The sequence below is a fragment of the Nocardia sp. NPDC005746 genome (assembly GCF_040630785.1).
In the GTDB taxonomy this organism is placed as follows: Bacteria; Actinomycetota; Actinomycetes; order Mycobacteriales; family Mycobacteriaceae; genus Nocardia.
Genome location: NZ_JBEXYE010000013.1, coordinates 189,333 through 209,431 on the forward strand (window position 1 = coordinate 189,333; position 20,099 = coordinate 209,431).

General features: G+C 65.6%; 20 protein-coding genes and 1 pseudogene. 11 read left to right on the plus strand and 10 right to left on the minus strand.

Annotated elements, in window-relative coordinates; all coding sequences use genetic code 11:
• Positions 1–66 precede the first annotated feature (66 nt).
• Entirely contained in the window at positions 67–396 is a 330-nt protein-coding gene (locus ABZ412_RS24725) for an STAS domain-containing protein (RefSeq protein WP_357284217.1), read from the plus strand.
• A 111-nt stretch (positions 397–507) separates the two neighbouring features.
• Here the strand turns inward: ABZ412_RS24725 and ABZ412_RS24730 are convergent, their stop codons facing one another.
• The gene (locus ABZ412_RS24730; RefSeq protein WP_357284140.1) at positions 508–1,545 is read right to left on the minus strand and encodes an LLM class F420-dependent oxidoreductase; all 1,038 of its coding nucleotides are present in this window, start codon (positions 1,543–1,545) and stop codon (positions 508–510) included.
• Between the two features lie 169 nt (positions 1,546–1,714).
• On the opposite strand from ABZ412_RS24730, the gene ABZ412_RS24735 reads away from it, so the two are divergent.
• Both ABZ412_RS24735 and ABZ412_RS24740 read left to right on the plus strand, forming a co-directional pair.
• Complete coding sequence (locus tag ABZ412_RS24735) at positions 1,715–2,353, plus strand: cyclodeaminase/cyclohydrolase family protein (protein WP_357284143.1); 639 nt, start codon at positions 1,715–1,717, stop codon at positions 2,351–2,353.
• A 227-nt stretch (positions 2,354–2,580) separates the two neighbouring features.
• Positions 2,581–3,327 carry a L,D-transpeptidase gene (locus tag ABZ412_RS24740; protein ID WP_357284145.1) on the plus strand — a complete coding sequence of 249 codons (747 nt, stop codon included), beginning with the start codon at positions 2,581–2,583 and terminating at the stop codon, positions 3,325–3,327.
• An 88-nt stretch (positions 3,328–3,415) separates the two neighbouring features.
• Here the strand turns inward: ABZ412_RS24740 and ABZ412_RS24745 are convergent, their stop codons facing one another.
• Positions 3,416–4,282 (minus strand): bifunctional 5,10-methylenetetrahydrofolate dehydrogenase/5,10-methenyltetrahydrofolate cyclohydrolase, encoded by an 867-nt coding sequence (locus ABZ412_RS24745; protein WP_357284148.1) that lies wholly within the window; start codon positions 4,280–4,282, stop codon positions 3,416–3,418.
• 308 nt (positions 4,283–4,590) lie between these two features.
• Between ABZ412_RS24745 and ABZ412_RS24750 the strand changes: the two genes are divergently transcribed.
• Both ABZ412_RS24750 and ABZ412_RS24755 read left to right on the plus strand, forming a co-directional pair.
• On the plus strand, positions 4,591–5,451 hold the full coding sequence (locus ABZ412_RS24750) for a YdcF family protein (RefSeq protein WP_357284151.1): 861 nt from the start codon (positions 4,591–4,593) through the stop codon (positions 5,449–5,451).
• A gap of 57 nt (positions 5,452–5,508) precedes the next feature.
• Complete coding sequence (locus ABZ412_RS24755) at positions 5,509–6,330, plus strand: putative protein N(5)-glutamine methyltransferase (protein ID WP_357284153.1); 822 nt, start codon at positions 5,509–5,511, stop codon at positions 6,328–6,330.
• Positions 6,331–6,383: 53 nt separating this feature from the next.
• Here ABZ412_RS24755 and ABZ412_RS24760 read toward each other — a convergent pair whose 3' ends face one another.
• The 3 genes from ABZ412_RS24760 to ABZ412_RS24770 form a co-directional block, all read right to left on the minus strand.
• Positions 6,384–7,808 carry a hypothetical protein gene (locus ABZ412_RS24760; protein WP_357284156.1) on the minus strand — a complete coding sequence of 475 codons (1,425 nt, stop codon included), beginning with the start codon at positions 7,806–7,808 and terminating at the stop codon, positions 6,384–6,386.
• Positions 7,809–8,321: 513 nt separating this feature from the next.
• Complete coding sequence (locus ABZ412_RS24765) at positions 8,322–8,771, minus strand: hypothetical protein (protein WP_357284158.1); 450 nt, start codon at positions 8,769–8,771, stop codon at positions 8,322–8,324.
• Between the two features lie 1,143 nt (positions 8,772–9,914).
• On the minus strand, positions 9,915–10,814 hold the full coding sequence (locus ABZ412_RS24770) for a hypothetical protein (RefSeq protein ID WP_357284161.1): 900 nt from the start codon (positions 10,812–10,814) through the stop codon (positions 9,915–9,917).
• Between the two features lie 212 nt (positions 10,815–11,026).
• Here ABZ412_RS24770 and ABZ412_RS24775 point away from each other — a divergent pair, with 212 nt between their 5' ends.
• The 3 genes and pseudogenes from ABZ412_RS24775 (at position 11,027) to ABZ412_RS24785 (ending at position 13,708) form a co-directional block, all read left to right on the plus strand.
• The gene (locus ABZ412_RS24775) at positions 11,027–11,419 is read left to right on the plus strand and encodes a hypothetical protein (RefSeq protein ID WP_357284164.1); all 393 of its coding nucleotides are present in this window, start codon (positions 11,027–11,029) and stop codon (positions 11,417–11,419) included.
• A 779-nt stretch (positions 11,420–12,198) separates the two neighbouring features.
• Complete coding sequence (locus tag ABZ412_RS24780) at positions 12,199–12,696, plus strand: hypothetical protein (protein WP_357284166.1); 498 nt, start codon at positions 12,199–12,201, stop codon at positions 12,694–12,696.
• Positions 12,697–12,851: 155 nt separating this feature from the next.
• Positions 12,852–13,708 (plus strand): annotated as a pseudogene (locus ABZ412_RS24785) (ADP-ribosylglycohydrolase family protein).
• Positions 13,709–13,955: 247 nt separating this feature from the next.
• Here ABZ412_RS24785 and ABZ412_RS24790 read toward each other — a convergent pair.
• Together ABZ412_RS24790 and ABZ412_RS24795 are read right to left on the minus strand one after the other, a co-directional pair.
• The gene (locus tag ABZ412_RS24790) at positions 13,956–14,411 is read right to left on the minus strand and encodes a hypothetical protein (RefSeq protein ID WP_357284169.1); all 456 of its coding nucleotides are present in this window, start codon (positions 14,409–14,411) and stop codon (positions 13,956–13,958) included.
• Positions 14,412–14,468: 57 nt separating this feature from the next.
• Complete coding sequence (locus ABZ412_RS24795; RefSeq protein WP_357284172.1) at positions 14,469–14,960, minus strand: hypothetical protein; 492 nt, start codon at positions 14,958–14,960, stop codon at positions 14,469–14,471.
• A gap of 455 nt (positions 14,961–15,415) precedes the next feature.
• Here ABZ412_RS24795 and ABZ412_RS24800 point away from each other — a divergent pair, with 455 nt between their 5' ends.
• The 3 genes from ABZ412_RS24800 to ABZ412_RS24810 all read left to right on the plus strand — a co-directional run bounded on the left by ABZ412_RS24800 (position 15,416) and on the right by ABZ412_RS24810 (position 17,568).
• Positions 15,416–16,057, plus strand: coding sequence for a hypothetical protein (locus ABZ412_RS24800; protein WP_357284175.1), 642 nt, complete (start codon positions 15,416–15,418; stop codon positions 16,055–16,057).
• A 211-nt stretch (positions 16,058–16,268) separates the two neighbouring features.
• Complete coding sequence (locus ABZ412_RS24805) at positions 16,269–16,898, plus strand: LysE family translocator (protein ID WP_357284178.1); 630 nt, start codon at positions 16,269–16,271, stop codon at positions 16,896–16,898.
• Between the two features lie 208 nt (positions 16,899–17,106).
• Positions 17,107–17,568, plus strand: coding sequence for a hypothetical protein (locus tag ABZ412_RS24810; RefSeq protein WP_357284180.1), 462 nt, complete (start codon positions 17,107–17,109; stop codon positions 17,566–17,568).
• A gap of 199 nt (positions 17,569–17,767) precedes the next feature.
• Here ABZ412_RS24810 and ABZ412_RS24815 read toward each other — a convergent pair whose 3' ends face one another.
• The 3 genes from ABZ412_RS24815 to ABZ412_RS24825 form a co-directional block, all read right to left on the minus strand.
• On the minus strand, positions 17,768–18,130 hold the full coding sequence (locus ABZ412_RS24815) for a hypothetical protein (protein ID WP_357284183.1): 363 nt from the start codon (positions 18,128–18,130) through the stop codon (positions 17,768–17,770).
• A 181-nt stretch (positions 18,131–18,311) separates the two neighbouring features.
• Entirely contained in the window at positions 18,312–19,187 is an 876-nt protein-coding gene (locus ABZ412_RS24820; protein ID WP_357284186.1) for a hypothetical protein, read from the minus strand.
• Between the two features lie 195 nt (positions 19,188–19,382).
• Positions 19,383–19,880, minus strand: a complete 498-nt coding sequence (locus ABZ412_RS24825) for a hypothetical protein (protein ID WP_357284187.1) — start codon at positions 19,878–19,880, stop codon at positions 19,383–19,385.
• Positions 19,881–20,099: the final 219 nt, after the last annotated feature.

The following is a 20,099-nucleotide window of genomic DNA, read 5'->3' on the forward strand; positions in this document are numbered from 1 at the left end:
CGGATCATGGCAGATTTGAACAACGTGACCACTAATTCCGCAGACGGCCACCCCTTCGCCGAAACGATGACCACCTCGGTCACCCGCACCGACGAGGCCACCGTCCTCACCGTGACCGGCGAAGTCGACCTGGCGACCGCCTCCGCACTGGAGAGTGCCCTCGACGCCGCCTTGGCCGCCGAGCCCGCCGCCCTCGTGATCGATCTGACCGCCGTCAGCTTCCTCGCCTCGGCGGGGATGGCGGCCCTGGTCAGCGTGCACAAGCGGGCGGGCGGCACGCGCCTGGTCGTGGTGGCCGACGGGCCCGCCACCGGCCGGCAGCTGAAGATGACCAGCCTGGACCAGGTGTTCTCGCTGCACTCCACCCTCGACGACGCGCTGGGTTCGCTGCGCTGAGCCGGTGCGCCCGGCGTGTGTGGCGCGGGCGCGTCCCTCCTCCGAATCCCCCGAAACGACGAAGCCGAGTCCGGATCACCCGGACTCGGCTTCGTCGTTCACGCGGAGCGGTCAGAGGAGCTCGCGCAGCTGCTCGACGAGCTTCACGCGCTCGGCGGGGGTGCCCGCCATCGGCACCACGTTGAGGACGGTGACGCCGGCCTCGCGGAACGCGGCGACCCGCTCCTTCACGAACCCGGCCGAGCCGATCAGGTTGATGTCGCGGACCAGATCGTCCGGCACCACCTTGGCGGCCTCGTCCTTGCGGCCCGCCAGGTACAGCTCCTGGATGCGGTCGGCCTCGGCGCCGTAGCCGTACTTGGTGGCGAGCGCGTGGTAGAAGTTCTTGCCCTTGGCGCCCATGCCGCCGATGTAGAGGGCCAGGTGCGGCTTGATGCCGTCGCGCCAGCCGTCCACATTGTCGCCGATGGCCAGGGCCGGACCGGCGTAGATGTCGAGGTCGCCCAGGGCCGGATCACGCTTGGCCAGACCGGCTTTCACCGAGTCGCCCCAGACCGCGTCGGCCTTCTCCGGCAGGAAGAAGATCGGCTGCCAGCCCTCGGCCATTTCCGCGGCCAGCTCGACGTTCTTCGGGCCGAGCGCGGCCAGCAGCACCGGAATATTGTCGCGCACAGGGTGATTGATCAGCTTGAGCGGCTTGCCCAGGCCGGTGCCCTCGCCCTCGGGCAGCGGGATGTTGTAGTACTTGCCGTTGTATTCCAGGCGCTCGCGCTTCCACACCTTGCGGCAGATCTCGAGCACCTCGCGGGTGCGGCCGATCGGCGCGTCGTAGGGCAGGCCGTGGAAGCCCTCGATCACCTGCGGGCCCGAGGCGCCCAGGCCGAGGATGTAGCGGCCGTCGGAGACGTAGTCCAGGCCGGCCGCGGTCATGGCGGTCAGCGTGGGGGTGCGGGTGTAGAGCTGCAGGATGCCGGAGGCCAGCTGCACCCGCTCGGTCTTCGCGGCCAGGTAGCCCAGCGCGCTCACCGCGTCGAACGAATACGCCTCGGGCACGAACACGATGTCCAGGCCCGCCCGTTCGAGGTCGGCGACCTCGGCGGCGATCTCCTTGAAGCCGTCGGTGTAATTGATCGACAGTCCGATACGCATGACCCGGACAATACCCAACTATTTGCATACCGACAGTGGGCGGGTCGCACTATTGGCAATCCGACAGCGGGCGGGTTGCCGAAAGCTGTCCGCCGACCGGTAGCGTGGGCGGCGAAATCACCCGAATTCCGGGTATTGCCAGCAGGACTGCCAAGGGAGGCCACCCCGCATGACTCAGGACACCACCACGTTCGGTGACTCGACACTGCGGGGGTACCTGGACCAGCTGGCCGCCAAGGTGCCCGCGCCCGGCGGCGGTGCGGTCGCGGCGCTGCACGCGGCACAGGGAGCGGCCCTGGTGGCCATGGTGGCGCGCTACACCACCCGCGCCAAGGACGCCGACAATCGCCCGGTCATCGACCGGATCATCGCCGCGGCCGACACCGCCCGCGAGCGCTCGCTGGCACTGGCCGACGCCGACGCCGCCGCCTTCACCGCGGTCGGCGCCGCCTACAAGCTCCCCAAGGAGTCCGAGGCCGAGCAGGCCGCCCGCGGCGAGGCGATCACCGCCGCGTTGCTGCAGGCCGCCCGGGTGCCCGCCGCCGTGGTCGCCGAGGCCGACGAGATCGTCTCCCTCGCAACCGAACTGCTGCCCATCGGCAACCCGAACGTGGTGACCGACATCGGCGCGGCGGCCGACTGCGCGCGCTCGGCGGCCGGCAGCTCGCAGCTGAACATCGCGATCAATGTGACCTCGCTCGAGGCGGGCGCGGGCGCGGAGTTCGCTCCGGTGTTGAAGCAGATCGAGGAGGTCATCGCGCGCGCCGATGCGCTGCACAACGACGTTGTGGCGGCCATCACACGCTGAGCGCACAGATCCGCTCGTCGCGGTGCCCCGTTCCGGATCCGGAGCGGGGCACCGTTTCGTATCGCCACCTGCATTGTCGCCGGTCAGCGCCACTACCCCGAGGGGCGAAAAAGACAAAATACCCACGCCGGTACAATTGTCACGAACCGGAAACGTTTCCGGATGGTAGTCAAGATCAAGTCATACGCTGAGGAACCAGCCCCACACCCTCTCGAAGGGACGGAAGAATGCGGAAAGCGATTCGCTCTCTGTTCGTCGCAAGCCTTGTCGCCGCGGCGGCCGCGTTCGGTTCCGGAGCCGCCGGCGCGGCACTCCCGGCATCCAATCTCCCAGCGGTCCAGGCGATCTCGCCGGGCCCCGGCCAGGTGGTCGGTATCGCAGCTCCCGTGACCGTCCAGTTCGCGGAAGCCGTCACCGATCGCGCCAAGGCCGAACGCTCGGTCGACGTGAAGGCCGAGAACTCCCTCGCGGGACAGTTCTCCTGGCTCGACGACCGGCAACTGGTGTGGACCCCCGCGCACTATCTACCCGTGTCCTCGCCGATCACGGTCTCGGCGGGACGTGACCACATCAAGTTCCAGACCAATGGCGGCACCACGGCCGACGCGGACATGTCGAACCACACCTTCACGGTCTGGGTCGACGGCGTCGCCCGCACGATGCCCGCGTCCATGGGCAAGCCGGGCCGCGAGACCCCGGTCGGCACCTTCCCGGTGATGTCGCGTGAGCGCTCGGTCACCTTCGACTCGCGGACCATCGGCATCCCTCTCAACGATCCCGAGGGCTACCTGATCACCGGTGAGTTCGCCGAACGGCTGACCTCCGGCGGCGTGTACATCCACTCCGCCCCCTGGTCGGTGGACTCGCAGGGCAACTCGAACGTCAGCCACGGCTGCATCAACCTCGCCCCCGCCGACGCCGAGTGGTATTACGACAACGTCTCCATCGGCGACCCCGTCACCACCCACTGGTGAGGCACCACCCCTAGATACGAGATCAGGGAGCTCTCAGCGCGGAAATCCGTCCGATTTCCCGCGGTGAGAGCTCCCTGATCGTCGTTCGTCAGCGGCCGGATTCGGCGGCCTGGACCACGTGGCGCATGAGCAGCGCGGTGGTGACCGGGCCGACGCCGCCCGGGACCGGACTCAGGGCCGCGGCCTTGCCGGTGACCGAGTCGGCGTTCACGTCGCCGGTGATATTGCCGTTGTCGTCCTCGTTGGTGCCGACGTCGATGACGACCGCGCCCTCGCGAACGTGGTCGGCGGTGATGAGGCCCGCGCGGCCGACCGCGGCGACCACGACATCCGCGGCCGAGGTGACCGCGGGCAGGTCGGTGGTGCGGGAGTGCGCGATGGTGACGGTCGCGTTCTCGGCCAGCAGCAGCTGCAGCAGCGGCTTGCCGACCACGTTCGAGCGGCCGACGACCGCGACGTGACGGCCTTCCAGGGGCACCCGGTGGAACTTGGCCAGTTCCACGACCGCCTCGGAGGTGGCGGGCGGGAACCCGGCCGCTCCGCCTCTCCGCGCTTGCCCCGCGGCGAGCAGGCCCAGCGACAGCGGGCTCACGCCGTCGACGTCCTTGCCCGCGGCGATGGCGGAGCTGACGTCGTCGAGGCCGACGCCCTTGGGCAGCGGGGTCTGCAGCATGATCGCGTCGACCGAGGCGTCCTGGGAAAGCTCGGTGAGCTTGGCGCGGATCTCCTCGGCGGTGGCGTCGACACCGAGATCGATGTTCTCGCAGGTGATTCCATTGCGCTCGGCGGCGCGATTGAGCGACTTCACATACCAGGCGCTGGCCGGGTCGTCGTTCGGGATCACGAGCGCCAGGCGCGGTGCGGCGCCCTGCTCGGCGAGGGCGGCGGCGCGCTGCTTGGTGTCGGCGTTGATGGCGGCGGCGAGTTCCTTGCCGATGAGCGAAGTCGTATCCACGGGTGCACAGCTTATCCGGCGCGGGGGCTGTCCCGTCCGCGTGAGTCCGTATCGCTCATGCCTGTGTTCCTGATTGTTTGCCGTACACCGTCCGGATTGTTTTGTCCCGCGTGTCCGGATTACTCGCCGCGCGCCGCGCGCGTTCCCGACGCCACGCCGGACCAGACTTGCGAAACCAAACGGGCAAATCCCCAACAACAGCTTTGGACAGTCGTATCGTGTCTCCATCCGACACTGGGCCACCAACCAGTTAATTGCGTGGCTCCGCCCGCAAGGCATGCGTGACACCCTCCGAAAGGTCGACAGCAGTGCAGATCGCCAGACGTTTTCCCACCCTGCTCGCGGTTGCGGCCGCGACCATCGCCATCCTCGGCACCGGCACCGCGCACGCGGATCCCGCGGCGCTGTTCAACTCCGCGCAGGACAACTTCACCAGCGGCAACGAGGCGGCCGGCCTGGCTGACCTGCGCCAATTGCTCAGTGAATCACCGGATGACGCGCAGGCGCTGGCCCTGCAGGCGATCTGGTCGGACTACGCCGGCGACATCATCACCCGTGAGCTGGCGATGAACCGCCTCAATGGCGTCGACGGGCGACTCGCCGACGGCACCCGGAACCTGTTCCGCGCCATCGGCGCCGCCGTCGGCACCCTGCCCAACCCGATCCCGGCCATCGCGGGCCCGCAGACGGGCATCGCGGTGCTCGGCTACGGCCTGCTCCCCAATGGGGCCATGCGCCCCGAACTGATGAACCGCTTGCAGGCCGCGTGGTTGCAGGCCATCGCCTCCCCCTTCTCCCCCATCCTGGTGACCGGCGGCAATCCGCAGAACGGCGTCACCGAGGCGGCGGCCATGGAGGGCTGGCTGATCGGCCACGGCATTCCCGCCAACCGCATCCTCACCGACCATCGCGCCGGATCCACCGTCCAGAACGCGCTGTTCGGCGTGCAGATGCTGCGCGACGCGGGCGCGACCAGCGCCATCGTGGTCACCTCCCCCAACCACATCCGCCGCGCGGTGGCCGACTTCATCGTCGCGGGCATGCCGGTCGTCGGAGCCACCACCTCCCTCGAGCAGCTCGTCTCCCAGCTGCCCCCGCCCGCGCGCAGCGGCCAGCGCGGCATCTACCTCGACACCGCCCGGACCCTGCGCATCCCCACCGAACGCTGACCTCCCCGTCCGGACCCGCTCGCGCACCGCGCGGGTCCGGACGTGCACAATGACGCGGTGACAGCTGCGGACACCGACATCCTGGTCGCACGCCTGCGTGCGGCCGGTTGTGTCTTCGCCGAGGACGAGGCCGCCCTCCTGCTCGGCGCGGCCGGCGACGCCGACCACCTGGAAGCGCTTATCGCCCAACGCATCGCCGGATTCCCTCTCGAACACCTGCTCGGCTGGGCCGAATTCCGCGGGCTCCGCGTAACCGTCGCCCCGGGTGTCTTCGTCCCCCGCCAACGCACCGGCTTCCTGGTCGAACAGGCCGTCACTCTCGCCCGCGCCCTCGGCGGCTCTGTTGTGGCGCTCGATATGTGCTGCGGCTGCGGCGCTTTGGGTTTGGCATTCACGAAAGAGCTGACGCAGCACGGGATCCGGGTCGAGCTGACAGCCACCGACATCGAGCCCGCCGCCATCGTCTGCGCACGCGAGAACCTCGCCCCGGTGGCCGCCCACGTCGTCGAAGGCGACCTGTTCGACGCGGTGCCAGCGAATCTGCTTGGCCGCGTGGACGTCATACTGGCCAACACCCCCTACGTCCCCTCCGACCACATTCGCGACATGCCCCCGGAGGCCCGCGATCACGAGCCCCGCCGCGCCCTCGACGGAGGCGCGGACGGCCTGGACGTACTACGCCGTATCGCCGCCGTCGCGGCCAACTGGCTCGCTCCCGGCGGGCATCTGCTCGTCGAGGAAAGCGAGGAGCAGGCGCCGGTCGCCGCGGAGATCATGCGCGCCCACCACCTCGCGGCCCGCATCGTCGAATGCGAGGACATGGGCGCGACCGTGGTAATCGGCACGCGGCCACCGAATTTCGCAACCGATCTCCGATAGCCGAGCGGCACGCAACTGCGCGCCGACTGGAGCGGGAGCGGCGTACCGCACCGTCACGCCCCCGCGTTCACCGACACCATTCCAGCGCTATTCCCCTCCGGCGATCCACCGGTCGTGCCGATGGCGCCGGACATCTGTGGGGGCTCGGGTTCGGCCCGGTCACGCGCGGGCCGGATCCGCCGCAGCCGGTACATCGCGGCCGCGCAGCCGAGGGTGATCACCAGGGCCATCCAGCCGGGCATCGCGGAGACGGCCCCGTTCGGATCCCGATACCAGCGCGGCGAGTAGGCGACCAGGCCGAAACTGCTGCCGCGCAGCGCCACCACCAGGCCCGGCACGATCATCACCGCCAGCGCCACGACGGTGCTGCCCACGGTCTCGGGTACAGCCACTCCGAAGCAGAACCCGACTATCAGTGCCGCGAGGGTCACCCCGAGCACTGGAATCACCGTGCGCTGGTGCGCCGCGTCGGCGGTGAGGGCAGCGAAGACGGCCAGTCCGCCGGTCGCGGCCAGCGCGATCCACGGGGAACGCCACCGTCGTCCGGCCGCCAGGCCCGCCACCACGGCGAGGATCGGGAGCGGCAGGCTCCAATCCGGCCGGGGCACCGCGATGATGGCGCTACCCGCATTGGCCGCGGCCACCGCCAGCAGGACGAGAGTGCCGTCACGTCCCGGCAGCAGCAGGGCTGCGACCATGGCCGCGGCGATGATGACGGCCGCGGTCACCCCGATCTGCGCGGGTGTGACCGCGTGCCGCACCAGCCATCCCGTGGACAGTGTGGTCGCGGTGACCAGCACCAGCACGGATAGGGTCGGGCCGATCGCCAGATCGGTGTTCGACTCCTCGGTCGCGGGCTCGTCATGCTGCAGGGCGCCTCCGACGGCCAGCAGCAGGGCGGTCATCACGAGCAGCCACGCCGGCAGTGTTCCGACCGAAACCCATTGAATGATCGGATTGCCGCCCGAGGACGGCAGCGAGGTCTGGTCGGCGACCTCGATCGCGCCCAGCGCCCCGATCAGGTACGCGCCGGTCGCGATCGGCTTGCCGAGGACCGCGACCGCGAGCGCGCCGAGCAGGATGCCGCTGACGATGCAGTCGATGTAGCTCGCGGTGGCGAGGTTCTCGGCGGTGACCGCGGCCCGATTCCAGGCCTGGTCGGCCAGCAGCACGATCGCGCTCCCGCACGAGACGATCCACGCGATGCGCTGCCCGAGCGCGACCACCACCGCCGCGGACACCATCGCGAACGCCGCCCCCGCCGCGGCGGCCTGCGGCAAGTCCACTACCAGCAGATCCGTTTTCCACACCGCACCGTCGGAGCTTCCCCCGAGGTTGAGCGGGGCCATCATCAGCAGACACGCCACCGCCGCCCCGAGCAGAGCGGCCAGGGCCTCGACCCGGATCGCGACCCTGCGGACCACGAAGGGCGGGTTATCGCTGTGGGTTTGTTGTGCCAGCGCGAACCTCACGCCCATCTCGTCACTATCTCCCTCGGTGATGCGCCGCCTTTCGAATGACAGCAATAGCAGCTATCTCTGAGCGAGGCTAACAGTTGCGCGCCAGCAGCCCAACCAGCCGCCAACAGGCCCTGACCTGGTAAAACGCCGCTTTGACGCGATATTTCACGACAATCACATGCGTGCCGGGGAGCGGGTTCGGCCACTCCCGATCGACGCAGTGATCCCCGCCTCGCATTCCGGCAGCCATCGCCGGATCGTGTGTACGGCTTCTTCGACCCGCCGGCCTGGAGCTATGCGATCGTCGCTGAGGCCGGCGGGTGGGCTGCTGCTATGGAACGCTCCAGGAAGGCGATCACGGCATACGGGTAGCCCACGAGTTCGGTCGCGGTCATCAGCTCCACACCGTCTCCCAGGAACCGAAGCCGCAGTACCGCACCGAGATTCGCGACAGCCACACGCGGCGAGAGCCACGCCACCCTTCCCTGATCCGGTCGCGCTGACCGAACCGGCCGGCGCGGACGCTGTCGATCAGTCCCTCATTCGCCGGTAGGTGAGGAGGGATCTGAGCAGACCGCTGAACGCGTAGCTGGCAGCCCACACTGAAATCACAACGAGGACAACGAACATCGGTAGCCAGCTACTCTTCTGATGATCGACGCTCCACCAGACCACCGTAAACAGAATCGCGCAGATGAATAGCAGGATGTCGCGCAAGCCGCCGCGATAGGAGGCGGCCGCCCTGCGCAGTGGCCGGTATCGATTGACGGTCGCGACCAGATCGTCGATGCGACCATCGATGCTCCGCTGCAGTGCGGCACGCCGCTCCACCGCCTCTGGAGGCATACGGTCCAGCAGTTCCATATCCTGCTTGATCGTTTTGCGGACATCCGGGCCCTTCAGATATCCCGCGGCCGCACCGAGAGCCAATCCACCAGCGATGGGCGCGATCCCCACGGCAAGGTCAACCAATGCGGGCATGCTTCCATCTCCTCAGCCACCCCAGCAAAATCGCGGCAAGAGCATTGCCCAGATCATATGCCCGGTCCCACGAATGAAGACCTTGGCCCTACCAGACTCGGGCCGATTACAGCTACCCTTAACTATCGGCCTTTTCCGAACGCCAGGGAAAGGACGTCGCTTCGGTCCCAGCACCACGGACCGGAGCTGCCAGGTCGACGGTCGTGCCAGTGCCTGGCGCCGGGCCATTACATACAGCGTCTGGTTCGGCAATGTGTTGTGTCCATCGCCCGCGATGCAGGACGATGACAACTGGTCGGGGTTGAGAACGAACAAAGCGCGTCATGGGCCGCATCCGAGGGCGGCGAATCCAGCGACAACAGTCAGACCACTTCCTGCTATCGCAGATTCCGCCACTCGATCACAGTGAGCAGCGCGACGGCAATCACCCGAGGTTGCCCGGCTGCACTGGACGCGCATCAAACCAGTCAGTCGATATCGAGCGAGGTACAGACATGTCCAGCACAATGATCAAACTCGTGGCCGCAACCGCAATTGCCTTGCCACTGGGCGTTATCGCAGCTCCGATGGCTTCCGCCGACTCCATCGCGACGGCACCCGCGAGTTCGACATCGATCGCGGTGACTCCTGTCGATGGATCAATTGCCCTCTGCTTCCCCCTGGGCAGTGTGGTCTGGTGCATCTGAGATCACGGTCTACCGTCTATCTGTAGGGAGGGGCTGACAGAAAACTATGACGTCCCCGGCCTTCCCTGGGGTTGGGGGCTTCGATCCTTCAGCGGCCATGGAACGAGTGCAGTGGTGCCCCGCTGTCGTTAGCCTGACTCGATAACAGCAGCCCGGTATGACCACCTACGCCACAACCACCATCCGCCGCAGCGTCACGGGTCAGCCGAAACTCGCGCACGAGACCACGGACCCACCGGTCGGTCGATGCGAGCGCTCGGCCCGACCTGGGGCCGAGCATGGCTGAAGCGCGCTGACCTGCACACTCAGCGAACACTGTCACATACCGCGCTGACCGAACCGGCCGGCGCGGGGGCTGTCGGCAGGGAACCTGGTGCGGTGCAGAACGCATGCTCATGCCGACGAGCGGCCGTAGAGCTGAGCGACGCTGCGGCGGATTATTACGCGCCTGCGCCATTCACGGTTCGTCTGCGAGATGACTGCGCGGACGGCCGGGCGACAGGAGGCTGTCCACGACGTCGGCCAGACGCTGGTAGTCGGTACGGCGCTCGCCAACGATGAAATCGTTCGGACGCTCGCGTGCCAGGCGTGCGTAGCGGTCCTGGAAGTCCGCCATCGCGTCGTAGACGTTTCCCTCGATCTCGGCATGGATTCTCAGAACAGCCCGACCCATCTGCCTGGTCAAGATGAGTTCGTCGATCGGTGTTTCGTCGAGGGGTACGGGATTGGGTTTGCTGAGCCGAACCAGCACCGGCTCGACCGATTGCAGCAGACACCAGTCGAAGCGGGCACGGTAGGGACGTCTGCGCCCGGACTCCGGGTCGACCGCCTCGAAGTCGATTCGGTTCCCGATCGAGCCAAGGTCGATGTCTTCATCGAACGGCCCCAGGCTGGAGCCCAGAAACTCCTCCTTCGTGCACGACCAAGGGATCAAATCTTCAATCGAGTCCAACTGCGGCACAGGCACTCCCGGCTTACGAAGCATTCGATGGAAGAGATGACGAGGCCTCATCGCCCTGAACTCGAACTGCATGCCAGGCCAGAACGGCAAATCCCACCGCGCCGAGCGAATCTCCCCCTCGCCGTAACGTTCGATGTCTTCCGAATCCGGTGCGCCCCAAGCAGTTATATATTCAGCGATCGTCGTGAAGTTGTTCGTGGCGTCACCAAACCACCACCGCGCCTGCGCGACGGCAGTGTCGGCGCTGGTCGCACCGATTCGATCAAGCAGTCCTGAGGCCTGCGTCGGGGCGCTCTCGCACATCGGGTGAAGCATCGACAATTGGAAGTCACGCAGTGTCGTCACAGGCTCGCCGCCCATCTTGCCCTCCCCATCGGCGCGATCGGAATCGAACATACCAGCGCGCGGAAACAGGCTGCTCGAACCGATCAGACAGGCGGAAGGCACGCTACTGCCGCATCTCGCGCTGCTCGGACCGGCCACGCCGCGGCCGGCCGAACGCACTGAACTGCCGATGAGCGTGTACCGCCCACACCCGCCGATGCTGGTGAAACTGCTTGTCGACGAGGCATATCGCGTCGGTGACCGGCGCCCGATACGCTGCGACCATGGCAGTCGTTGCGGTAGAGGCCCTGAGTGCCGGTGACACGATCAGCTACGGCGACGAGCCAGCACTGGTCCAGAGCCTCATCCGCCATGACACGCAGAAGGGCGAGCGCACCTACGATCTCAAGCTCAAGGTCTTGAGTTCGGGAGTAACCGTCGGGCGTTCCTACCGTGCAGGTACAGAGATCGAGCTGGTTCCTGTGGAGATCAAACCGGTAACGCTGGCATCGACCATCGAAAGAACCTGCGCGTTCGTGGATCCCGCAGGATCGCTGTACGAATTGGACGTCGCGGACTTCCAGCCAGCTCTCCGGTACATGTACGAAGGCACCTCGGAGGTCTTCTCGCTGAACCTGCTGAACGGCGAAGCCGTCACCATCCGGCCAGTGCGATAGTAGCGATCGAGTACACGCTCTCCCCCAACGCAAGACACCAACTCGGATATCCGCACATGCCGCATACCGCGCGTCCGCTCGGGCGGTTCGCCGGGATCGCGGCATCGTGAAGGATGGCTCCCTCACCCGACCTCGATGTCACCTTCGCCGCTGACGACCTCGTGCTCCGGCCGGCCGCCCTCGCCTACCTCGCCCGCTTCTCTGCAGTCTCACGCATCCACACCAAATCCGATCTGCGCCTGTACTTCTACTGGTGCACCGACCAGCACCTCACCCGCGCTAGCGGCCGCGCGGACCGAGGTCGAACGGTACATGCGGTGGATGCAGGTGGTCCGCCGCTTCGAACCCGCCACCGTCGCCCGCCGCCTGGCCGTCGTCGCAGGCTTCTACCGCACCCGCGTCATCGACGGCGTCCTGGACCGCTCACCCGCCGACATGGCCACTACGGCTAGCGTGAGCAGACGAGTGAGGAGTCGAAGCCACAGGTGTTCTCGAACCGCTGGGCTGACGCCGTTGGTCCGGGGAGCCACGATTCGCCTCGTGATCGCTGCGAGTGCATCGAGCAGGCCAGCACCAAGAGCCAGCGACCGACCCGCTTCCATCGAGAACGCCAGGACGTCACCGCACCGGGTTGACTCCGCCTTCTCGAGCTGGTCGAAGAAGCGGCCGCAGACGGACGGGAGGTCTTCAAACCGCTGGCCGAACTCACTGCGGAACAGCGGCGTCAGGTCGTCACGCTCCCAACCACGATCGCCAACCTCACCTCGGTTAAGCACCTCGTGCTCTACGGCAGCAACCTGGTGCGTATCCCGCCGGAGATCGGCGCTATGCGCAGCCTCGAGGAGTTCACCCCCTACACCTCCTACCGCGTGCACTGGTTCCCGTACGAGATCACCCGGTGCACTGGTCTGCAGCGCAGCACGGTGAGCACTCGCGCCCTCTATGGAAACGACAAGCTGCGCCCGCCGTTCCCGTCGTTGTCGGCCGCAGCAACCAGCACGCAAGGCATCGACCTCGAAGACCTCGACCCCGGCGTATGGGGTGCCACCGTGATCCGTACGTGCAGCGTCTGCGATCAGCACATCGAAGGCGCGCACCTTCGCCAGGCATGGATCTCACTCAGGACGTCGGGCGCTGACGTCCTGCCCTTGTTGGTCAACGCATGCTCGACGACATGCATCGAGGCGTTGCCCGTGCCGACCGAAGGCTACGTCCAGATGCCGCACTCTGGAGGACCAAGCGTCGAGCAACCGCCAGCTCGCCGACAGCCTCGATAAACGCGTTGCGGCTCAGATGAAGCCGTAGATCAGAAAGATGTTCCCGAGGATGAATGACCGATTATGTTGTGTTTACCCACGATAGATTCTGTGGTGCGGATCGTGGTTCCTGCCAGACTGGTCGGATGAGCTTTGATGGCCGATCACGGGCGCTGATGTCGCTGCGGGGCCTGGCGGTGGGGGACGCGTTCGGGTCGTGTTTCGACGATCCGATCAACCATGGCGCGCTTCGGGAGCGGAAAGTGCTGCCCGGTCCGTGGTTGTGGACTGATGACACTCAGATGGCGTGTTCGATCTTCGCAGTCCTGAGTGAACACGGCCGAATCAGTCAGGACGCGTTGGCCCAATCGTTCGCCGAGCACTACGACATCTATCGCCGATACGGCCCCGGAACGAGTCGGATCCTGCGGCTGATCCGCCAAAAGGGATATCACTGGCGCGAACTCGCCCAACAAACGCGCGAGGGCCGCGGATCCTGGGGAAATGGCGCCGCGATGCGGGTAGCGCCGCTGGGAGCCTGGTTCGCCGACGACATCGATCAGGCTGTCATCGAGGCCACGGCATCGGCGGAGATCACCCATACCCACCCCGATGCCGTAGCCGGAGCAGTCGCGGTCGCAATTGCTGCCGCCTTATCCCAGGCGAAACCGCAACTCCATGGTGCCGAACTCATCGATGTGGTCGCCGCTCAGGTGCCCGACGGACCGGTCCGAGAAAGGCTCAGGCATGCGGAGTCCATCGACGATTCTGGCACTGCCGCTGTGGAATTGGGCGTCGGCCACGACACCTCCGCGCTCGATACCGTGCCCTTCAGCCTCTGGGTCGTCGCCCACCACGGGCTTGATTTCGCCGACGCATCTGGACGGCCGTTGCGGCCGGCGGTGATATCGATACCACCTGTGCGATCATCGGCGGGATCCTCGGTGCCCGCCCAACCTCCGATCCCGTACCGCTCGACTGGCTCGAACGGTGCGAACCGCTACCGGAATGGGCGATCACGCTCACAAGATGATCCAGGTGCGAACCCTGCTCTTCCGCAGACGGCCGAACGCAGTACTTTGCCGTATACCGTGCTGACCGAACCGGCCAGCGCGGGGCATCGGAAGATCGAACGACAGAGCGCCGTACGACCGCGGCAGTGCACGCTCATGCCGAGGAGCGTGCGTGGTGCTATGCGGCAGTACACCGCATACCGCCTTGTGCCGGAACCGATTTCGACTTCACTGCTCATGAACCGAGCCGCTCCACGCTGAACCAGATCAGCCTCGGGGCGGGGCGGGCGCGAAGGTGATGGGTATGCCGTCGTCGGGATCCAGAGAATAGCCCTGGTCTTCGGATTCGACGTCGACCGGCTGGTTCGCGGGGAGCACGGTTACCAGCCGACGCGGCCGAGGCAGATAACCGGTTTCCAGTGGCGGGTCGAAGGTGTCGACGGAAAGTACGCGGACGATGGTCGGTGGAATGCCGATACGACAGATATCGCCCGGATTCAGTTGCGCAGGAGCCGGTTCGGTGCTGAAAAGTTCGCGTTCCCAGTCGTAGGACGAGGGATCAATCGTGATTGCCACACATCCGTTCCAGCTCGCACCCTGTGCCAGGGGATCCACGGTCCACCAAGGCCACTCGACTACGAGGTAGCTCGATGACTTCTCGACAACTCGGGCAGGGGTGGCGGGGCATGAGATCTGGAGCAGGTCACCGACGTGAAGGTCCATGTGCGCGTAACCTCCTCCCGTTCTCTGCACGGTAATCCAAGATCGGGAAGTATCGGGTCAAACACCGAGCTCGTCGCACAGATCGACGTACCGGTCGAGGTAGTCGGGCGTCGATCTATGAGCCGCCAGGCCGACCGTGTCGAACTCATCCGATCCAGCCGTAGCGCTGATGCCCAGCGCACGCAACGCCGTGTTGATGGTGTTCACCGACCGAACCGGACCACCGCCAACCGATACCGCTGCCCACTGGTCTCCGACGCCGCCGAAGTAGTCCGTGAGCACCACAGCGAATGCCGGGTCGGGTCGGGTCGCCAATTCAGCCGCAATCGTCGTCACGACACCCTCACGAGGGAACAGCCCTGGCGCTTCGGAAGGGAGTTCGAAGTAGCTCGAAATCCCCAGCCGTGCTTGCCAATACGCAGTGTAATAGTGGGTCACATGCAGTAGCGTGAGATCGCATCGCAGCGATACCGGCATCAGGTCCCATCGGTCCGCTGCTTCAGCACTGACAGGGCAGGGCAAGATCATCGCGGTGATGGCGTGCGGCACGCCAGAACCCTATCGCGCCACCTACAGCGGCCACCATGCCATTGCGAGAGGTAGCGGCTCCGCCTGGAACATCCGCTATTGCCGTTACCGCGCGGTCCGAATCAGCCAGACCGGACCTGCCGAAGATCAACTGCCCGTGTTCATCCGAGGAAGCCCGAACACATACGCGCGTCCTGCGCTGACCAATCCCACGCTCGTCTGTTTGCTTGCCGCTTGCCAGTTCAAGCAGACGGAATGGAAGGATCGCGGCCATCGAGCACCTCGATCCCAGTTACCGATCTTCCTGCGGGGTCGAAATTCAGCAATACGATGGGTTCGCCATCACGTTCCAGCTCCCGGCACACATCCGCTCATGCCGAGGACCGATCGATGATCAGGTTGCCGAGGCGCTGTGATCTTAGGATGGCCCCTGGGCCTGGGATGGCCCGTGCCATCGAATCGATGAGGAGCCGGTTGTGTCGGACACGTTCGTTGTTGCTGCTCGAATTCCTATGAGGCGGGCCGAATTCGAGCGGTGGTTGGAGACACCGGCGCCGGGCCCGGAGGCCATGGAGAATCACGGTGCGATGTACGACGGGTGGTTCTGGGAAGGGAAGACACCGGATTGGCGGCAGGCCGAGCAGGGTGTCACGCCTCTGGAGTATTTCGCCGACTGTTTCGACGAGGACACCGGTGGACTGACTTATGTGCTGAGGTATCGGGAGGCAGCGCTCGAGGCGTATCTGATGCACTTCGGGTTCTGTGAGTCGAACATCTACACCTCGCTGGTGATGCTCGCCGCGGCAGGTCGGTTGAGCTCGGCGGTGACGCCGAGCGTGGTGTTGTTCTGGGCCGAGACCAGCGGGGCGATGTTCGCGGCCGATTCGGACGCATGGCTGGCGACTCTGTCGGTGGGCGTCGATGGGGCGCGCTTTGCCGCCGATATCGATCTCACGGAGACGGTCGCGCAGCTACGGACGGCGGAGGCGAGCTACTTCGATTTGCTCGTCCAGTTGGCCGAGGTGGAGGAATCGGTTGGCACCGAGGGCGAGTCGAGGTTCGCTGCGATCGCCCGCGATCCACGGTATGTGGATGCGGCGGTCCTCGTCGAGCGCTGAACGGGGCGCGGTGTCCTTGCATGGCACGAGGCAGGATCGGGGTAAATGTACGACCCTGCGAACGCACCGACATGCCGCATGGCGCGCTGACCGAACCGGCCAGCGCGGGGCGCCGGCGGCCGGAACCTGGTGCTGTGCAGAACGTCCGCTTCTGCCGATGAGCGTGTGAATCCACACCGGCTTCGAGGTGGTGGCCGAATACGCTGTGCAGGTGCTGCACTCGTTGCTATCCTTCGCCGCGGTCGCTGGCTTACTCACCCTCATTCCTGGTCTGGATACCGCGCTCGTGCTGCGGGCTGCGGTGAGCCGTGGCCGCCGCTACGCGTTCGCCTCGGCTGTCGGGATCGGGTGCGGCACCCTGATGTGGGGCGCGGCTGCCGCCGCGGGGGTCTCGGTGCTGTTGACAGCGTCGGAGGTCGCCTACGCGGTGCTGCGGACTGTCGGCGCAATCTATTTGGTGTGGATGGGTATCGCCATGATTCGGACTGGCCTCGAACGCCCAATTGCGACCACTGAAGCCGCAGTGGACGATTCATCGCGAGGCGTGTTCGGTGCGTGGGCGCGCGGGCTGGGCACGAATATGCTCAATCCGAAGGTTGGTGTGTTCTACGCTGCGATGCTGCCGCAGTTCTTGCCGGACGGAGTGCCACATCTGCTGATGGGCTGCGTTCTCGCGGTGGTGCACAATGTGGAAGGCATGGTCTGGTTCACGGTCATCATCAGCGTTGCGGGCGCGGCGAAGACTTGGCTGAACCGAGAAAGCGTGCGACGTGCGATGGACACGGTCACCGGAGCCATATTGCTTGGGTTCGGCCTGAAGTTGGCTTCCAGCCACCGGTGACCCCCGGCCAAGTTGGTGCCAGCAACCGGCCTTGAAACGGCTAGCGTGACAACCTGTAATGCCGCATACCGCGCTGACCGAACCGGCCAGCGCGGGCGCCGGCGGTCGGAACCTGGTGCGGTGCAGAACGTCCGCTACTGGCCAGCCGATTACCGAGCACTCGATGTGGTCGATCGAATCTGTCGTTGGCCCGTAATACGGTGTGACAGTGGCTGATATCTACGAGCTCGTGATTTCCCTCGATCTTCGCGCCGACCTGTCGAGGGAGGACATCGCAGAGTTGCGCTGGCAGGTCGGCCAGGGGGAAGCGCCTGAGGATGAGCTACGACTCGGTAGGGGCTACGTCGCTGTTGTCGAGGATGAAGATGGGGAGCTGATCTGCACCGACCCGCAACCGTTTCTAGGCCAGGACGGTCCTGCGTGGAAGATCGACGGCATGCTCGGCTCTCGACTCGAAGAGACCGCAGGCGGGTGGCGTCTGGAAGCCCGGCAAGAGGTTCATCCCGAGGACTTCGAAGCGCTGGAAGGCCTGTTGGTCTGGCTGTATCGCCATGTGAATTTCGGCAGGGTCGCGGCAGATGGATCGGTGGAGATCGGGCGACTTCGTTGGTACGAGGATCTGGAATCGCAGGCACTCCTCATTCGAGATGACTGCGTCTTCTGGCCCTGACCGCATACCGCGCGCAATCCCAATGCGCACTATTCTGCCGCATGTCGCGCTGACCGAACCGGCCAGCGCGAGGCGCCGGAAGATCAACTGGCCGTACCGATCCGAGGCAGGCGGAACGTCCGCTACTACCGCTTATGGGGCTGTTCGAACCTGTCGGCGTTGCATCTTAGGACCAATGGCCCCGTGCTCATCTCGCGGCTTACTCGCCGCTCAATGCCCTTCTTAGAACGTCCAACCGGTGGACGGAGACAGCGTCGGGTTCGAGTTCACGACTCTCCAGAGGAGTCACGATCACCTGGCAGTTTCGCGATTCGTGCCAGAGCACCTGACCCTCGACAGCTTCTCCTTGGGTAGGAAGATCCGTGTCCCGAGGCAGAGCGGTAACCCTGACGAGACCGACCGCATCCGGCGCTTGATCGATGCTGATGAAGACGCCGAACTGCTGCCGCCCGATGACCTTGCCTGTCACATGGCTGCCAACCGGCAACGATTCCACCGTCGCTGGCCATGCATGATGTGCCCGTGGTCCCACCTCAGCGTCCGGCCAGAAGTACTCACCCACAGCCCGAGCATCGCATCTTCGAACTCTCGTCGCGACCGCAGGAAATCTTCCACCCGCCAGCTCGCCATCCAGATGTCCGCTACTGCCGCATACCGCGCTGACCGAACCGGTCAGCGCGGGGCGCGGGCGGCCGGATCCCGGTGCGGTGCAGAACGTCCGCTACTGCCGATTTCAGTGCGGCTCAGTCGAAGTCCTGTCCATCCAACGCCCAGGAGATGCCCTGCACCGGGTCTTCGATCGCCAAGTGCAGGTAGAGGCTCTCGTCGCAGGGATCGTGCCACGTCACGCACCGCACACGATCGACAAAGCTCGTTATGTCCGAAGCGAGGGGCGAGCCGGCGAGGACACTAAGCAGGCGCCACAGCTTGAGCCGTCCCAGCGCTTCGGAGACAGTGGCGCAGTAGGCCTGTTCGCCGCGGAGGATTCCGACCAGAGCCGGGTAGGCACTCGCGAAGTCGACAACTGCCGCTGGGACGCCATCCTCGAGATCGCCGCAACCAGCAACCTCGAACCGGTGGGCTGCCGCCTGCTCCGCTGTGCCGTGGACAACCGTTACCCGCTCGAGCCAGTTGGACAGCGCGAATGCACCGACTTCTTCGAGCTGCCGGATCCGACCTCGAAATTGTCCGGTAGGCAGCAGGATCGGGAACTTGAACTGCCTGGGAGGGAACCGGTTGGTCGCGCCGGTCCACCCCGCACTACCTCCTTCGTAGTACTCCCGCAGATCTTCGGCGTTCCACCAGCGCGCTTCCCAGGGCTGTAGTTCCAATGGCACCGACCAGAATCCGGCCTCGTCGAGAGTGGTATCTCGAGGCTGCTCCTTCACCAGGGACGCCGCCGAGATACTTTCGTATCGAAGCACTCTCGCGTGCGCCACCCGCAGTCGAATACGAGGATCGGTCAGATGCTCCCGGGATTCGACCCACGAGTGATTTTGGGCGAACATATCGCACTGTTGATGCTCAAACATCCACCAGCGATCACCCTTGCTGGCCTGTTCCAATGCACGGGCCGCTACGGGCGTGGGGGCGTTGAGGATGGTGTCCAGGTCAGTCATCAGCGACAGTATTACCAGGCAAGCGTCCAGGATCTCGGATGACCCTGCTCGAGTACGACTGCACTATTCTGCCGCATGTCGCGCTGACCGAACCGGCCAGCGCGGGGCGCCGGCGGCCGGGACCCGGTGCTGTGCAGAATGTTCGCTTCTGCCGATGAGCGGGTCAACAGCAGAAGGGAGGGTCTGGGAGCGACCTCAGTTCTTCGCGGTGACTTGTTCGGTGCAAGTCCAGACGCGATACATAGCGTCGGCGCCGTCGCCCCAGCCTTCTCCAGTCAGCCTCTCGATCATCTCGAAGACATAGTCCTCACTCAGAGGTTCCGGTGCCAAAGCTTCCTCGCGAAGCTGCTCCCCACTCTCATCGACAACTTCGCCCTCCGCATAGACGACACGACGAATCGGGGCTCCGTCGACGTACCACGCGAAGCCGTGCAGCGTGGAAACGCTGTTGGTCACCCATGCCAGAGCTCGTCCATTGGGCGAAACCTGAAGCACCGCATCATCGTTGAAGCTCACCCGAAACTCGGGGTCGGCGACAAAGGTCCACCCGCCGACTACGGCGATGCCATAATCGCAGGGGTGTTCGTAAACGGCGTCGATGTCGAGGGTCTGTCCTGTGTCGCGCGGTCGACCTGGAAGTCGAGCAGCATCCACTGGCCCCTCAACGATCAGCCCGTTCACCTTCCAACCCACGCCGAACTCCCTCCCCGCCATCACGATCAACCATCAGTGAGCTGAACCTAGTCGAAACCTCCGACATGGCCGTTGCTGGCGCGAAGCGGGGCCCACCGAAAGAACGCACTATTCTGCCGCAACCCGAGCCTTCGGCACCAGCGGCAAGCGCGGCCGGCGAGTGCACATACCTGCAGAGTCCAGGATGATTTGCAGGCCTGGCCGTATGGCGTCAGTCGG